The sequence below is a fragment of the Sporosarcina sp. E16_8 genome, assembly GCF_017347095.1.
Lineage (GTDB): Bacteria > Bacillota > Bacilli > Bacillales_A > Planococcaceae > Sporosarcina.
Genome location: NZ_JADPRZ010000012.1, coordinates 1 through 15346, shown reverse-complemented (window position 1 = coordinate 15346; position 15346 = coordinate 1). Strand labels below are relative to the sequence as shown.

Genomic DNA, 15346 nt, shown 5'->3' with positions numbered 1-15346 from the left:
CCTCCCCTTTTATATTAAGACGAAAGACTGTTAATAAATTCTTCGATTTCCGTTTGCGATTTGCGGTCCTTGCTCACAAAACGACCCGCTTCAACACCGCTATGGAATGCGATGAAACTCGGAATCCCAAAAATATCAAGGTCTCCACATAGATCTATAAACTCATCACGGTCAACAAGAATGAAACTATATTCCGGGTAATCTGCTTGGATTCCAGGTAACAACGGCTCAATTACTCTACAGTCGGGGCACCAATCTGCGGAAAACATGAACATTGTTCTCTCCTCATTTTTCAGTTTATCGAATTGTTCCATAGATTGTAGTTTTTCCATTTAATATCACTCCTATTTTTTAGTTAGCTAACACGATTTAATTATATCATTAACCGATAAACTATTTACTATTTTCAGTGAACTATAGTCGTATATCACCCACGTCATTCTCTTATTTAAAACTCCACATGCACCATTTCCCAATATCGACAAAGCCTATTCGTTTATAGATGGAGCCAGCAGTAGGATTATCATAGAAAAGACAGAGCATCTTGCCCTCATTGAGCAATTCCGCGCAAAGAATAGACATGCAAAACGAAGCTAACCCTTTTTTCTCGTATCCCGACAAAGTACCAACACCAACAATCATGGCAGATTGGCTGTTTTCTGCTGTGCTTGACGCGGAACTTATTATTCGCCCATCTTCTTCAATGAAGTACGTACGCGCAGATTCAATACTAAGTGACTCACGCTTACGTTCAACACTGAACGTACTCGAAGCAAATTCAGGTATTCCATACATTTGATCGATGATTCGTTCCGCGTCATCAGGTATTGCTTTCTTCACTTCCATTTCTGCGGGAACTTCTTGCAAATCCTTAGCTTGTTCACATTTCGCATAATAGAGCACACGTGGATTTGACGGTTTACTAGTCAAATACGGTTCCAATTTAACAACAATCGCCTCAATCCCAGAAATAAACTCATACTTTTCATCATGATTAATAATTTCAGCAAACCCTTTCGCATCAAATTCCCCCGGTGCATATACGATGAAATTGCCATCATATTTTAGTAGGATCCCCCGAAATTCACTCTCCTCGACGAAGTCGCCCCATAACTTTTGAATAGGATTGTCAAACCCATACGCTTCAATATCTCCTATGATAAATAGATTTTCTGCTGGCTTCTGTGAAACGAAATGCAACGTAACTTTCCTGTCTTCTTCCACAAGCTGTCTGATCATCTGAATCATCCCTCTTCAAGTTTTATCGCTTAGCTTACCATATAAGACTTTCACGATGCAATAAGAAAAGGACCTTGTCAACTTAATGACAAGGTCCTTTTCGTTTCGTTAATGGCTGGGAGAACCCTTATGAAGCGGGGGCGGAATAATCCACCCTTTCTCTTTGTTCATTCTTAATAATTTAAAACCGAACAGCATTTTATCAGTATGGAATTTCCCGAACATCATTGCAATGTCCTCCCGCAGGCATTGCCCCATCACTTGACTGCAAGACACAAGTGCTTGTCCGACGTTTATCGAAATGGCACCGCTGATTTCAGGATCCATAAACCTTGCACCAACCGGTATATCTTCTGCTTTCGCTTTCGGACGCTCCGGCAATGACGGTGGGAGTGCAATTCCATTCTCTTTTAAAATGTTTTCAAGTTGTTTGTTTTCTGATTTCATCGTATTTATTGCTTCTTTTAACAGTTCGATAAGCTCCTCATCACCTGCATGATTAACAAATCCTTCATAACCACTGATTAGCCCATTATTTGCCCCAACATATGCCCACGATCCTAGTACTTCACCATAATGCAACGGTTCATCTTTTGGATTACCATTTAAAATACCCAATTTACCTCTCCTTTGCTCTTCACTTGTGTAATGGTTTTCAACTGTATTATGTGTTTGAAAAACATTTATATACATATTTTCACCTATGAGTCACATTTAGATTACAGGTGAAAATCAACTAAATTCAATTTTGAATTGTTTTCCTAAAAAACGCACTTATGAATAAATCCAATTGGGGAATTCTATATATATGTATTAAAAGGAGGTTTTTTCGTGCGTCACTGGTTTGTCTTACCAATGTATATACTTGCATTGTCTTTGCTATTCTTAACCGTTGTTTCAGCAAAAGAAGAGCCTACACAAGAAATGATTCTAGATGAACGAATGCGTCTATATCTACAGTTTGAAAACGTTACTGTCCCTTGGTATTACTTAGCGGCAGTTGATCAATTTGAACGCAACATCCAACAAGTTCGAACTGATATTCCTAAGAAAGAAGGACCCGTCGCCATTCAGTTTTCAGACGATTATTGGACAGGTCCACTTAACCCCGACAAAAAAGATACTTCTATTGAATCAATTGCCTATTCAGATGGAATTGGGCTTGATGGCAATGATGACGGGTTAGCCAATATAAATGATGCAGAAGACGTCCTATATACTATGGCAACTTATCTAAGCGGATATGGGGAAGCTGAAGAGGATTTTAATTTGGCTTTATTGGACTATTACGAACGCGAAGACACAGTTAAACAAATTTTGGCGATTGCAAAACTATATAAACACTTCGAAACATTGGATTTGGATGAACATGCCTTCCCCGTTCCAACCAATTACAATTACAGTTACCGTGGCACATGGGGTGCAAGCAGAGGATGGGGTGGCAGAAGGATTCACGAGGGAACCGATTTGTTCGCCGGATATGGTACCCCCGTTCGAGCCACATCCTACGGAGTTATCGAAATAATGGGGTGGAATGACTTTGGTGGTTGGCGGGTCGGTATTCGCGACACCCATAATACGTACCACTATTTTGCCCACTTAGCTTATTTTAATAAAGATTTGAAAGAAGGAGACATCGTTGAACCAAAGACCATCATTGGTTCGGTGGGCAGCTCAGGTTATGGAAAGGAAGGGACATCCGGTCGATTCCCTCCCCATCTCCACTACGGGATGTACAAATATAACGGCCGGACAGAATGGGCTTTCGATCCGTATCCGTCGCTTAGAGTTTGGGAACGACAAGATAAGCAGAAATGAAAGAAGTAACAAAGACAATGTAAAAGTGGGTATCTTAAAAGGTAAACGAGAAAGGCGAATGTTTGATGTTGAACTATTTAAGATTTAATGTCATCTTGCTTTTATCTTTATCCATCATCACTTCACAAACAGAGAGAATGTCTGAAATAGAAGTAATTAGGGGCTATTTTAATGATCTAAATGAAAGTCGATGGACAAATGTAGACGAGTGGTATATTAAGGAAGTAGCAAATGAAATGAAAAGTTTTATGGATGATAAAGAAAACGAGGAAAAAAAGGTAGGTTTACTCAATAGTAGAAAAGCTCGCTTATTAAAGTGGAAAGAGCTACCGTATAATTACGCTGAAAATTATATACCAAGTCGAAAATTGGAACAATATAGTAATAAAAAAGCATTTTATGTTGCTGTTGATTATAAAGTTTATCACGAAAATGAGTATCACATAAATGGAGTTAACTACTTTTTGGTGGTTCTTGTATTAGAAGATAATAATTGGAGAATAGCATTAACTCCACTCGTTCCAGTAAATTCAATTATTTTCGATGGTTACGGATTTGGAACTGAAGATGAAAAAACCTTCGATGTAAGAAGATTGAAATTCCATATCAAGTAATTGAAACGAGTAACTTATTACTTCACTAACACTCCACTTACTGCAATAAGGATAGATAATGCTACATCAAAAAAACGCTCACCTTGGAGCGTTTTTACTTGCCATTTATATTACCAATTTGGTGTTGTAATACGCTAATTAGTATGAAATTCACTTTAATATTGGCAATTATTATCTCCGTCAATCGAACCCGTTATTATAATACCGATGCTTTTTCTATTGAATACGTTTAATAACACAATTAAAGTGCGGTGGTTGTCAAGATAGTTGTCGCATATTGCTCTCGGCCTAGATTAGCTATTTAGTCGACTATCAATTAATTTCTTTACCGCTCTTTTCAATTCGAATTTTCTCTTTCATCGGATTCAATGCGACTGATTCATGGGGACGCCAGTTTCGTGTTGATCCTGCCCATCGTTCTGGATGTTTTTGTTTTGCGAGCGTATATACTTCATGACGTTTTTTAAGCACGTCAATATGCTCACCTGTGTGACGTTGTTCTGGCGTAACGAAGTTTATTCCACTATGCTGATGATCATACGTATGCCAATGAACGAACCTTGCGGTCCACTCCCGAGCTTTCTCGGCTGTTTCGAATCCGTTGAATGGGAACTCTGGCCGATATTTCAGTGTCCGGAAGATTGCTTCTGAATACGGATTGTCGTTACTCACCCGTGGTCTAGAATAAGAGCTTTGGATGCCTAATGTTTCAAGTAACGTTTGAAATGTCGCTGCCTTCATCGGACTGCCATTATCAGAGTGCAGGACCAACGGAGCCCCATGTATTTTTTCTTTCACAATGGTTTTCTTTATTAATACTTCAGCGTGAGCAGCGTCTTCCGTTTCCCAAACTTCCCATCCAACAATCTTTCTGCTAAATAAATCCATGATTAAATAAAGCTTATAATAAAGACCTTTAACAGGCCCTTTCAACCACGTAATATCCCAGGTCCAGACTTGATTTGGGGCTGTAGCTAAATAACTTTCGGGTAATTTCATTTCGGGTCTTTTACTTCGTCCGCGATGCTGCTGCATCTGCTCTTCACGTAAGATACGGTACATCGTTGATTCAGAAGCAATGTAGATGGATTGGTCTGCCAGCTTCGGTACGATTTGTGAAGGGGGTAAGTCCACAAACTCTTCTTTTTTGACGATATTCAATAGATCTTGCCTTTCTTCTTTTGTAAGCTTATTTTTCGGTTCAGGACGTAGTGCATGGGGACGTTGATCTTCCTTTACGCCACCATCAGATACCCAGCGTTCATATGTACGTACACTAATATTCAGCTCTGTACATGCGTGTGCTAATCGGGCACCGTCGCGATTAGCTTCCTGGATTAGTTCAACCGCGAGCTTGCGATCTGAGGGGGGAATCATTCGTCCTCTAGATCCCCCCAGATCGCTCCGGCCTTTTTTCTTAATAGTAGTAGCGCTGCTGCTTCTGCCAACGCCTTTTCTTTTTTGCGCAGATCTTTTTCAATCTCGGATGTACGCTTTTTCTCTTCTTTCAGCTCCTGAGAAAGTCGTTTGGTTTGATTTATTTCACCAGTATTTGCGCTCAGCCAAACGGAACGCCATGCATCGATCTGTTCTTTATATAAACCTTTTTTTCGGCAGTATTCTGCTAGTTCTGCTTGGTTCATTGCGTATGTTTCCAGCACAACTAAAAACTTATCTTCACTACTCCAGCGATCAGAAGTCTGTCCGTTTCCCGGAGTTGCATTTCCACCAATACGTGCTTTGTTTCTCCATTTATAAAGGGATTGTGCTGAAATTCCAAGCTCCTCACTAATACTTTTAACAGATTCGTTATTTGGGGGCATCATTCTAACAAGGACAGCGTCCTTCATTTCCTGTGTATATCTAATTGTAATTTCGTTCTTCATGTCGCACGACCTCCATCTATTATTTAAAGTATAACAGGAGAGTTCCTTACGACAACTAGCCTAACAGAGGGGGAGTGCCGTTAGTTGAACAAGATTTACACTAACCTTCGTTAATTACACCGAATCGATTTTGTTTTCCCGTCCATGAACTAGCATCACGCCACCTAATACAAGTAGCCGAGATCCAGCTACTTGTATTAGGTGTATTGTTTTCGCGCTTTCATTCATTTTGATTAATCCAATAGAATAAACCGTTATGAAAAATTAATGTAGCATCTCAAATAATTGAGTCATAGTTTTCCTTACTTGGAAGAATACAGAACTAGGCTACACCTTCAAATAATAATTCAATTGCAGAAGGGTTACAAAACTGCCATCGGAATAGGATTTGTACAATCGTATCAAGTGCAGATGGTACAGCCATTGACAGGTCCTCATCCACACATCTTTCAGTCTACATATACAACTCCTTTATCCAACTATCATGAAACCATCCAAACTTTTTAATACACTTTCAATATCCTTAACTTCTATCCATTCCATTTTCTACTTTCCACATCTCCTATCCAGTTTATTTCTCCGTACGATTCAATCTTCCTTTCTTCGAGTAAGGGTGAGTTACTTGAAGATAGGGGCATTACCATAGCTTCATTAATTCATCTGTTAGCTAAAAAAGCAAATCATTTTTCACCCTTATTAGTTTTTTCAAACAAATATAGAATTAAAAACATACCAGCTAAAAGTAAAGGTAATCCAATAATAAAATATATATTTTTAGGTACTTCAAAAACACTTCTAAGATAACTAAAAAGAAACACCCAAAGAGCTAAAGTTATATACTTCCACCAATGTCTCATGAATAAACCCCTTTCACTATCAGTTCTATTTCCTTTCTTTCTAGCCTAACATAGAGCTTATTATTTCAATGTAAAGGCAAAATCCCCTCACTGATCATAGGAGTATAGCTTACTTTTCAAGATATATATCGTCCTTTCAAATCCCTTTATACGCTTTTGGCACATTTTATACTGGGAGATTCTAACTATAACTGTTACGTTTTTTAATGATAAGTCCATAAGAATGGCTATACACCAACAAAATTAAAACCTATCCGCTTTACCGGATAGGCCTATGATTTCCCCATTAAAAAGAACCCGTTTCAATGAGTTTCTAAATTAAATCCCAATCTCCAACGTTTTAAACAAGAACGAATACATATCCGTCTGTTCTTCAATGATCTTAACAGTTGGTTTACCCATTCCATGACCGGCATTCTTTTCCACTCGTAGAAGAATCGGGTTATTCCCTTGTTGTGCTGCCTGTAATGTCGCTGCAAATTTCGTCGCGTGCCACGGAACTACACGGTCATCCGTATCAGCTGTCGTCACAAGTGTCGGTGGATACTCGATACCTTCTTTGACATTATGAAGCGGAGAATACTTGTACATGAACTCAAAATGTTCTTTGTTTGTTTCAGCATTACCGTAATCGGTCACCCAATAGCGTCCCACAGTAAATTTATGATAACGCAACATATCAGTGACAGGAACGAGACAAAGGGCCGCCCCAAATAGATCAGGTCGCTGGGTGATGCAGGTCGCGACAAGCAATCCACCATTACTCCCACCCATAATGGCAAGTTTTTTGCTATTCGTATAGTCTTGTTCAATCAACCACTCCGCCGCAGCTATGAAGTCGTCAAAAACATTCTGCTTTTGCCCCAACGTCCCGGCTTTGTACCACTTCGCACCGAACTCCCCACCACCACGTAAATTCGCAACCGCATACACGCCGCCCGCCTCAATCCATATACGTTGCGATGGAGAAAAAGCCGGAGTCAAGCTAACATTAAAACCGCCATAGCCATACAATAAAACAGGATTATCGCCCGTCAATTCCAACCCTTTTCGATGCGTCAAGAACATCGGAATACGCGTACCATCTTTTGATGGATAAAATACTTGAGTAGTCTCAAAACCAGCTGTTTCAAACAGCTCCGACGTATCAAAGACAGTATTCAATTCATCCTTTTCAAAATCATAGCGTGCAATGGTTGTCGGCACCAAGTAAGAAGTGTAGCCTATGAACATCGTTGACGCTGTTTTCTTACCGGTTACGCCAGATAGTGAAATATAATTAGGAAGAGACACTTCTTTTTGCAGTTGTCCTTCCAAATCATAAACACGTAGTTTGTAATGGGCATTATGCAAATAGCAAACGACAAACTGCTCGTTAATGATTTTTGCGAATGTAAGGACGTCTTCCTGTTCAGAAATGATATCAACCCAATGCTCTTTCCCTGGTTTATCCAAATGAACAGCAATAATTTTTTCCTTAGTAGCATCATAATTTGTTGTGAAGTAAAAGAGCTTCCCTTCATTTCCAATAAACAAATATTCCCCATCATCGTCTGCCAGTAAATGAACAAATCCTGCATCGGCTTGTTCATCACGATAATAGATACGACTCTTATTTTCCGTCCCTTTCCATACTGATAAAATCAAATAACGATATTCATCAGAGAGTATTGGATTAAATGATAACTCTTTATCCTCAGCGTCATCATACGCCAAAATGTCCTCAGTTTGGTCTGTACCAACCGCATGCCAATAAACGCGGTTATAGTTACTCTCATCTTCTGGATCTACTGTCCCCGGTTCTGGGAAACGATTATAGTAAAAACCACTTCCTTCTTCATTCCATGCAATACTGCTGAACTTACACCATTTGATAACGTCAGGCTCGTCTTTGCCCGTCTGTAAATTGCGGATTCGAATTTCCTGCCAATCACTTCCGTTCAATGAAACACCATAAGCCAATCGATTCCCATCTTTCGTAAACGCAAGATTCGTTATCGCGGCCGTCCCTTCTTCATTCAACGTATTCGGGTCAATAATGACCTCAAGCTCATCTGACGATAAATCATTTGTCCGATAAAAAACGGCTTGGTTTTGTAGGCCATTATTTTTATGAATATAATAATAGTCCCCTTCTTTTTGTGGAACGGAGTATTTTGGATAATTCCAGGATTTCGTTAATTTCTCTTTCACTTTTTCCCGTTCTGGATACGTTGCTAGGTAGTTTTGCGTCGCTTCATTTTGCTCATCAATCCAAGTCCTTACCTCTAAAGTTGCCGGTTTTTCTAGCCAGCGAAAAGGATCTGCAACGTCAGTGCCATGGTAGTTTTCGACAATCGTATCTGCCTTTGTCATATTACCCACCTCATTACCCCCTATAAATGTCATCATCTATATTTTACCATATGACCACCATCATTAACTAACTATTCTAAACAAAAAGCCGCCAACCTACTTAAAGGTTGCGGCTTTTACTTATTCAGTCCATCATATCTGCAATTATTTCATAAGAACGCAATCGATCTTCATGACTGTATACTTGCGTATTGATAATTAATTCGTTCGCTCTTGTTTCTTGAATAAAACTTTCAAGCTTGCGTTTAACCGTTTCAGGACTGCCAACAATCGTTGTACGAGGATCGAGCGTTTGCTTAATAGAAGCTCGTTGCTGTGGTGACCAAAACTCATCGATATTGTCTACGGGTGGTTTAAGTTGTGACGGCATCCCCGTAGTGATACCAAGGAATTGAAGTTGTTGTGAAGTTGCTAACCATTGTGCTTTTTCGTCCGTTTCCGCTGCGATGACATTGATACCAAGCATTGCATACGGTTCCTTCAAAAACTTGGATGGCTTAAAGTTTTGATGGTACAACTGCAATGCCTGCATAGTATAGCCAGGTGCAAAATGACTTGCGAATGAAAATGGCAGGCCTTTTGCTGCTGCAAGTTGTGCACTAAAGCCGCTCGAACCGAGAAGCCAGATGGGTATATCGAGTCCTTCACCTGGAAAAGCACGAACACGGGCGAATCTGTCGGTTTCAAAATAAGCTTGAAGTTCAGCTAATTGTTCCGGGAAATCGTCACCAGTGCTTTGTAATGTGCGACGAAGTGCATAAGCCGTTGCTTGATCAGAACCTGGCGCACGTCCAAGGCCCAAATCGATTCGTCCCGGATAGATTGATTCCAGTGTACCGAACTGCTCAGCAATAACAAGTGGAGCATGGTTAGGCAACATAATACCGCCCGAACCTACGCGGATCCGTTTTGTCGCACCAGCAATATGACCGATAAGTACTGACGTTGCAGAACTTCCAATGCCCGGCATGTTGTGATGCTCAGCCAGCCAGTAACGGTTGAACCCCAATCCCTCAACATGCTGTGCCAATTCCGCACTATTTTTGAAGGACTGTGTTGCATTGCTGCCTTCATTTATTGGAGAGAGGTCCAAAACGGAAAGTGGTATCGAATTGAACTTTTTTATTTTATCAGCAACCAAATCTACTCACTCCTAATTTTGTTCTTATAAGAAAGAATACCGTTCATTGCTAGAATCCTCTAGCAATTGGACTCAGATAAACATGGTTTCAAATAACATGGTGCTTGACATTCGATTTTCATTTGTTATGATTAGTTCTAATTCCATAACTAATCTAACTATTTTGATGGAGACACACTTTATCTACTGAAATCTCAAGAGAGCTGATGGATGGTGCAAATCAGTGATTTCGCAGTAAAGTAGCACTCCGGAATAGATAAACTGAAACGTTTAGTAGGTTTATCCGTCACATGCGCGTTAAGCATGCTAACCAAGACTGTCTATTTCTTCAGACAGTAAAAAGGGTGGTACCGCGTGAGTATTTCAGCTTTTCGCCCCTTACATTTATTTGTAAGGGCGAAAGGCTTTTTTCTATTCCCAAAATCGAGAGGAGAATGAAAATGTTACAAGATCAAATGCTACTACGAATTCCGGGACCGAGCCCCATCCCGCCAAGTGTACAACGAGCGATGAGTCAACCAATGATTGGCCACCGAGGACAAGAGACTTCGAATATGCTTAAAAGTATCGCACCGGGTCTTCAACGAATTTTTGGTACGACACAAGATGTTGTTATTTTAACAGGCAGCGGAACAGCTGGTTTGGAAGCTGCTGTTGTCAATATTGTGAAGCCTGGTGATGAAGTATTAATCATTGTAACAGGTGCATTCGGTGAACGTTTCTCAAAAATTTGTGAAGCTTATAATATCACGGCTCGAAGCCTTCATGTCGAATGGGGACAAGCACTCAATCCTCTAGAAATTAAACGTTATGTACAAGACCATCCAGAAATCAAAGCTGTTTTTTCTACATACTGTGAGACTTCAACGGGTGTATTGAATCCTATAAAAGAGTTGGCACAAGCAGTTCGTGAAGTGTCAGATGCTTTAATCGTCGTCGATGGCGTTTCCTGTGTTGGCGGTGTTCAAACGAAAATGGATGATTGGGGAATCGATGTCCTGGTGACAGGTTCTCAAAAAGCATTCATGCTACCAGCTGGGCTAGCTTTCATCGCAGCAAGTGAACGTGCTTGGAGTATCATCGAAAACAATCCACAACCCCGCTACTATATGGATTTAATTAGATATCGCGACAATTTGTTAAAAGATACGACCCCTTTCACACCTGCACTATCATTGTTATTCGGCTTAGAACAGGTTCTTCAACTTATCGATAAAGAAGGCGTCGAACAAGTAAATGCACGCCATATGTTAATGATGAACATGACGCGCGCCGCTTTCCGGGCATTAGGGATTCCTTTATTAACAAGTGATAAAGATGCCTCTCCTACCGTCACGGCGGTTAAACCCGAAGACTTCGACGCAGAAGCGTTTAGAAAAGTGATTAAACAAGAGTTCGGCTTAATAGTAGCAGGCGGTCAACAGCATTTAAGCGGCAAAATATTCCGAATTGGCCATATGGGATACTGTTCTCCGGTAGATGTCCTTCAAACGATTAGTGCGATGGAAATCGGCTTACTCAAAATTGGCAAAGAAATTGAATTAGGAAAAGGCACTGCAGCTGCACAACAAGTCTACTTAAACGAAGGAGTGTTGGTCTAAATGACTTTTAATATACTAATAAGCGATCCGTTAAGTGAAGATGGTATTTTCCCATTAAGACAAGCTGAGGGCTTGAACATCGTCGTCGACACAACTTGCACACCTGCTGAATTAGCAGATAAAATTCATAACTACGATGCTTTGCTTGTTCGTAGCCAGACACAAGTGACACGCGAAATCATTGAAAAAGCAACGAGGTTAAAAATCATCGGGCGTGCTGGTGTCGGCGTCGATAATATCGATTTAGACGCAGCGACTGAACACGGGATTATCGTTGTCAATGCTCCGGATGGCAACACGAACTCTGCTGCTGAACATACAATTGCAATGCTGATGTCCCTTGCACGCAAAATTCCGCAAGCCTTCAATTCATTGAAAAACCAGCAATGGGACCGCAAATCATTTATTGGCGTCGAATTAAAAAATAAGACACTTGGCGTAGTAGGTCTTGGCCGCATTGGCGCGGAAGTTGCGGCAAGAGCAAAAGGCCAGCGAATGAATGTCATTGCCTATGATCCTTTCTTAACAGAAGAGAAAGCGAAGAAGATGGGTATTACTGCCGGAACTGTTGAAGAAGTACTGAGAGCAGCAGACTTTATTACTGTTCATACTCCACTTTTGAAAGAAACGCGGCATATGATCAATAAAGAAGCCTTTAATTTGATGAAAGACGGCGTTCAAATCATTAACTGCGCACGCGGCGGTATTATCGACGAAGATGCATTATATGATGCAATTGTATCGAAAAAAGTCGCTGGAGCTGCACTCGATGTTTTTGAAACAGAACCATTTGTTGGCCATAAACTGCTGACACTTCCTGAAGTCATCGCAACTCCACATTTAGGTGCAAGTACGATTGAAGCACAAGAAAGTGTTGCAATTGACGTTAGCCGTGATGTTGTCACTTTCTTAAATGGCGGTGCTGTACAAAACCCAGTTAATCTTCCTTCTGTTTCGAAAGAAGCGCTGGCTAAAGTTGAGCCGTTCTTTGACTTAGTAGAAAAGTTAGGTGTATTCCTATCCAATTTAGCAGAGGGTGTTATCGAGGAAGTAAACATTTATTACTCAGGTCAACTTGCTGAATCTGATGTCCGTCCTTTGACACGTAACACGCTGAAAGGTCTATTGAAACGTAATCTTGGCACACATGTCAATGATGTTAACGCGAAGTTTTTGGCGGACCGTATCGGCATCAAGGTCAATGAACATAAGACATCTACATCGAAAGGTTTTTCTAACTTAATTACTGTGGAAGTATCGACAATGAATGGAGTAAGACGTGTTGCTGGAACTTTACTGAACGGTTTAGGTGCACGCATCGTCAAAGTCGATGATAACCTTGTTGATGTAACACCTGATGGCCATTTACTATTCATTAAACATAAAGACCAACCGGGTGCTATTGGACGAGTCGGAACATTACTAGCAATCGAAAACATTAACATCGCAACGATGCAAGTTGGCCGGTCCACTGTCGGCGGCAATGCAATCATGATGCTGTCTGTCGATAATCATGTTGAGAAGGCTAACGTTGAACGCTTGAAAGAGCTTGAAGATATCTTTGATGTTATTGCGATTGATTTGTAAGCATAATTTTGGTTTATTTAAATATTTTATATAGCCGGTACTTAACAATTGGAATGTTCGTCCAACACCGCTATGTCGCTTGGTGATGGCCTTACGCAATAAGCCCGCAGAAGATCGCTGTCGGTCTTATTGCTTCGGCGCCTGCAGGATGCGGGTGTGCAGCCTTTGCCGCAGGACGCGGCGATTTTGGGCTGCCTTTCATTAGTGTCGCTCCTTCACTAGATTTGTTCGTTATACGGGTGAAGTATAGTGCCGAATATATAGTCACTAAACAAATGGATAGAGTCATCAGACAACATCTGATGACTCTATCCATTATTCTTTTTAGAAATAGTGCGTGAACAAATAAACTTTCAAACGCTCAAAATGACTACGCCGCTAACTTTTCTACAACAGTACCAGATTCCGTGCCTATGAAATTAAAAATAAAAGGGTTAACTAATTAGTTCCACAATAGATTATTTATATTTATTAAAAGACGTTCTTTTTGGCATTATGGATTTAATAAATTTGATATCTTTTTCATTTACCATGTCCGCAAAGTATTCCGTTCCGTTATGTTCAGAACTGAAAATTGAAGTTTTTTTTTTTTAGAAAGATTGAAAACCATTTGATGTCACTATTTCGGTTTAAATTAGTAAATAAATAATCAAGCATCTCCACTGTTTTATTTCCTTTGAAAATAGTCATTCCATTTTCAAAGGAAATTTCATAGGATTCTTTGACCCTTGATTCCATTTCTTCTATCAAAGCCCTTTCAACACTCCAGCAGTGGATCTCAATATTGTCCGATTGATCCAAAAAACATTTCATCAAAGGTACCCAGTAATCATTTTCTCCATTCTCTTCCACTACCGGTATTTCAAAATGTAATTTATAATTCATTTTAATAATCCCCTTAAACGCGTTTTTCATTCCCTGAATATTGGACAAATAAATACCTATATAAGCTGAGCGAAGGCGCCTTACATGGGTAGCCGAAGCCATCAGACTGGTAGCGAAGCTGCTTGGCTTAGGGCGGGAGGCATCACCTAACGCCGCAGCGGATTCAATGGGATTCTTAATTTCACCCTATATAGTCTAACCAACGCAATAACCAGAAATAAAATACCAATAAACAAAAGACTAGCGAAAATAATTTTCAAACCGCTAGTTGGAGAATAAGACACGAAACCACTTAACACCAAGAATAAAACACCAATAGAAGTTAGATAATATGTGAATCCCGTATAGTTACTTTTGAGTAAAATATACCCCATAAGGATTATGAGATATGTACCACTTAACAACATTAGCAAAGGAAATAAAGGTGCAAATTTAGCAGTATATAAAAAATAATCAATGGGTAAAATATTGCTTGTGTTCTCCACTTGTCCATTGACTATTCCAGAAAAAATCGCGGTATGCTTCCATTCCCAAGAATGCTCTAGTAGTGCGCTACCTTCATACCACGTGGCCCCAGTAGAAAACAGTAACAGTATTGATGCTAAAACCAATTGGATGACAACCCAAAAAGACACTTTCTTCACCTCAAGTATAAGTTGAAAATTAAATAGCTCAGAAATATGAACGTTTTTTGATGTATATATACTATCCTTATTTTACTAAAGCACCCGTTAGTTGAACAACAGGTATTATTTTATTCTGCCTCAGCACCATTTGAATACAGTTCTTTATCTACTTGTATCCATACTTTCAGATCACTTCTTTTTGGGTATGTTTCGATATATTGATTGTTATCTTCTAATAATTTTATACCCTTTTCAGTTAAACGAGCGGGATGTAAAGAAAAACTATCATCCACTCTCAGTACTCTTTCTACAAATCCTTTGTGTTCGAGGAAAAGGACAAAATTCTCAAACTCTTTTTGAGTTAACCCATAATCAGATGCACATGGTGTAAAAGTTTTATCGTTGATTTCTTTTAAAACACTGTAACCTACTCTCAACTATTTGAACCCCCTTTATCATTCAATTCACTTTTACTAATTATCTCTTTTATATAGTCTATTTCCTCAACTTTTTATGCATATAATTATTGAACTAACCTGCGTGTGTAATGCAAAATAACAGTACATAGTATTGCAATGTGATGATGCAGAGAATTGCAAAGAAAAATACATACCGACTTGTGCAAGATTTTAGGTCGAGAGGCGGGCATGATAGCCTGCATTGGCAGAGCCAGGTCCTTGTGGTGCCTGGCTTCTTGGCTCGTGCATCTTGCCCGTAGAGGCTCCATGTCAAATCAA

Annotated in this window: 15 protein-coding genes and 1 other annotated feature; of the genes, 4 read left to right on the top strand and 11 right to left on the bottom strand. The window is 39.8% G+C overall.

All coding sequences use genetic code 11. The features are described 5' to 3' along the window. Positions 1 to 14: 14 nt before the first annotated feature. From I2484_RS10120 to I2484_RS10110, 3 genes are all read right to left on the bottom strand, one after another. Positions 15 to 332, bottom strand: a complete 318-nt coding sequence (locus tag I2484_RS10120) for a thioredoxin family protein (RefSeq protein WP_207150905.1) — start codon at positions 330 to 332, stop codon at positions 15 to 17. Positions 333 to 444: 112 nt separating this feature from the next. Continuing rightward, on the bottom strand, positions 445 to 1239 hold the full coding sequence (locus I2484_RS10115; RefSeq protein ID WP_207150904.1) for a GNAT family N-acetyltransferase: 795 nt from the start codon (positions 1237 to 1239) through the stop codon (positions 445 to 447). 108 nt (positions 1240 to 1347) lie between these two features. After that, positions 1348 to 1857 carry a DUF3231 family protein gene (locus I2484_RS10110; protein ID WP_207150903.1) on the bottom strand — a complete coding sequence of 170 codons (510 nt, stop codon included), beginning with the start codon at positions 1855 to 1857 and terminating at the stop codon, positions 1348 to 1350. Positions 1858 to 2070: 213 nt separating this feature from the next. Between I2484_RS10110 and I2484_RS10105 the strand changes: the two genes are divergently transcribed. After that, positions 2071 to 3057, top strand: coding sequence for a M23 family metallopeptidase (locus tag I2484_RS10105; RefSeq protein ID WP_481886397.1), 987 nt, complete (start codon positions 2071 to 2073; stop codon positions 3055 to 3057). A 65-nt stretch (positions 3058 to 3122) separates the two neighbouring features. Next, the gene (locus tag I2484_RS10100; protein WP_207150902.1) at positions 3123 to 3671 is read left to right on the top strand and encodes a hypothetical protein; all 549 of its coding nucleotides are present in this window, start codon (positions 3123 to 3125) and stop codon (positions 3669 to 3671) included. Positions 3672 to 3983: 312 nt separating this feature from the next. Here I2484_RS10100 and I2484_RS10095 read toward each other — a convergent pair whose 3' ends face one another. The 5 genes from I2484_RS10095 to I2484_RS10070 form a co-directional block, all read right to left on the bottom strand. Continuing rightward, positions 3984 to 5048, bottom strand: coding sequence for an IS3 family transposase (locus tag I2484_RS10095; protein WP_255551284.1), 1065 nt, complete (start codon positions 5046 to 5048; stop codon positions 3984 to 3986). Next, complete coding sequence (locus I2484_RS10090) at positions 5045 to 5557, bottom strand: transposase (RefSeq protein WP_207150901.1); 513 nt, start codon at positions 5555 to 5557, stop codon at positions 5045 to 5047. Before I2484_RS10090 ends, I2484_RS10095 begins: the two co-directional genes overlap by 4 nt. 680 nt (positions 5558 to 6237) lie before the next feature. Then, a complete protein-coding gene (locus I2484_RS10080) occupies positions 6238 to 6414 on the bottom strand; it encodes a hypothetical protein (protein ID WP_207150900.1) in 177 nt (58 codons plus the stop codon). Positions 6415 to 6732: 318 nt separating this feature from the next. Next, complete coding sequence (locus I2484_RS10075) at positions 6733 to 8769, bottom strand: prolyl oligopeptidase family serine peptidase (RefSeq protein ID WP_207150957.1); 2037 nt, start codon at positions 8767 to 8769, stop codon at positions 6733 to 6735. 124 nt (positions 8770 to 8893) lie between these two features. Further along, positions 8894 to 9910: an LLM class flavin-dependent oxidoreductase gene (locus I2484_RS10070; protein WP_207150899.1), complete on the bottom strand. Its 1017-nt coding sequence runs from the start codon at positions 9908 to 9910 to the stop codon at positions 8894 to 8896. A 154-nt stretch (positions 9911 to 10064) separates the two neighbouring features. Continuing rightward, positions 10065 to 10292 (top strand) — a binding site (T-box leader). A gap of 58 nt (positions 10293 to 10350) precedes the next feature. Between I2484_RS10070 and I2484_RS10065 the strand changes: the two genes are divergently transcribed. Both I2484_RS10065 and serA read left to right on the top strand, forming a co-directional pair. Beyond that, positions 10351 to 11511: a pyridoxal-phosphate-dependent aminotransferase family protein gene (locus tag I2484_RS10065; RefSeq protein WP_207150898.1), complete on the top strand. Its 1161-nt coding sequence runs from the start codon at positions 10351 to 10353 to the stop codon at positions 11509 to 11511. Further along, a complete protein-coding gene (gene serA / locus I2484_RS10060; RefSeq protein WP_207150897.1) occupies positions 11512 to 13098 on the top strand; it encodes a phosphoglycerate dehydrogenase in 1587 nt (528 codons plus the stop codon). Positions 13099 to 13659: 561 nt separating this feature from the next. On the opposite strand, the gene I2484_RS10055 is transcribed toward serA, so the two are convergent. From I2484_RS10055 to I2484_RS10045, 3 genes are all read right to left on the bottom strand, one after another. Continuing rightward, positions 13660 to 13983: a hypothetical protein gene (locus tag I2484_RS10055; protein WP_207150896.1), complete on the bottom strand. Its 324-nt coding sequence runs from the start codon at positions 13981 to 13983 to the stop codon at positions 13660 to 13662. A 146-nt stretch (positions 13984 to 14129) separates the two neighbouring features. Then, a complete protein-coding gene (locus I2484_RS21985) occupies positions 14130 to 14618 on the bottom strand; it encodes a YjdJ family protein (protein WP_218627974.1) in 489 nt (162 codons plus the stop codon). Between the two features lie 119 nt (positions 14619 to 14737). Next, positions 14738 to 15046 carry a hypothetical protein gene (locus I2484_RS10045; protein ID WP_207150894.1) on the bottom strand — a complete coding sequence of 103 codons (309 nt, stop codon included), beginning with the start codon at positions 15044 to 15046 and terminating at the stop codon, positions 14738 to 14740. Positions 15047 to 15346: the final 300 nt, after the last annotated feature.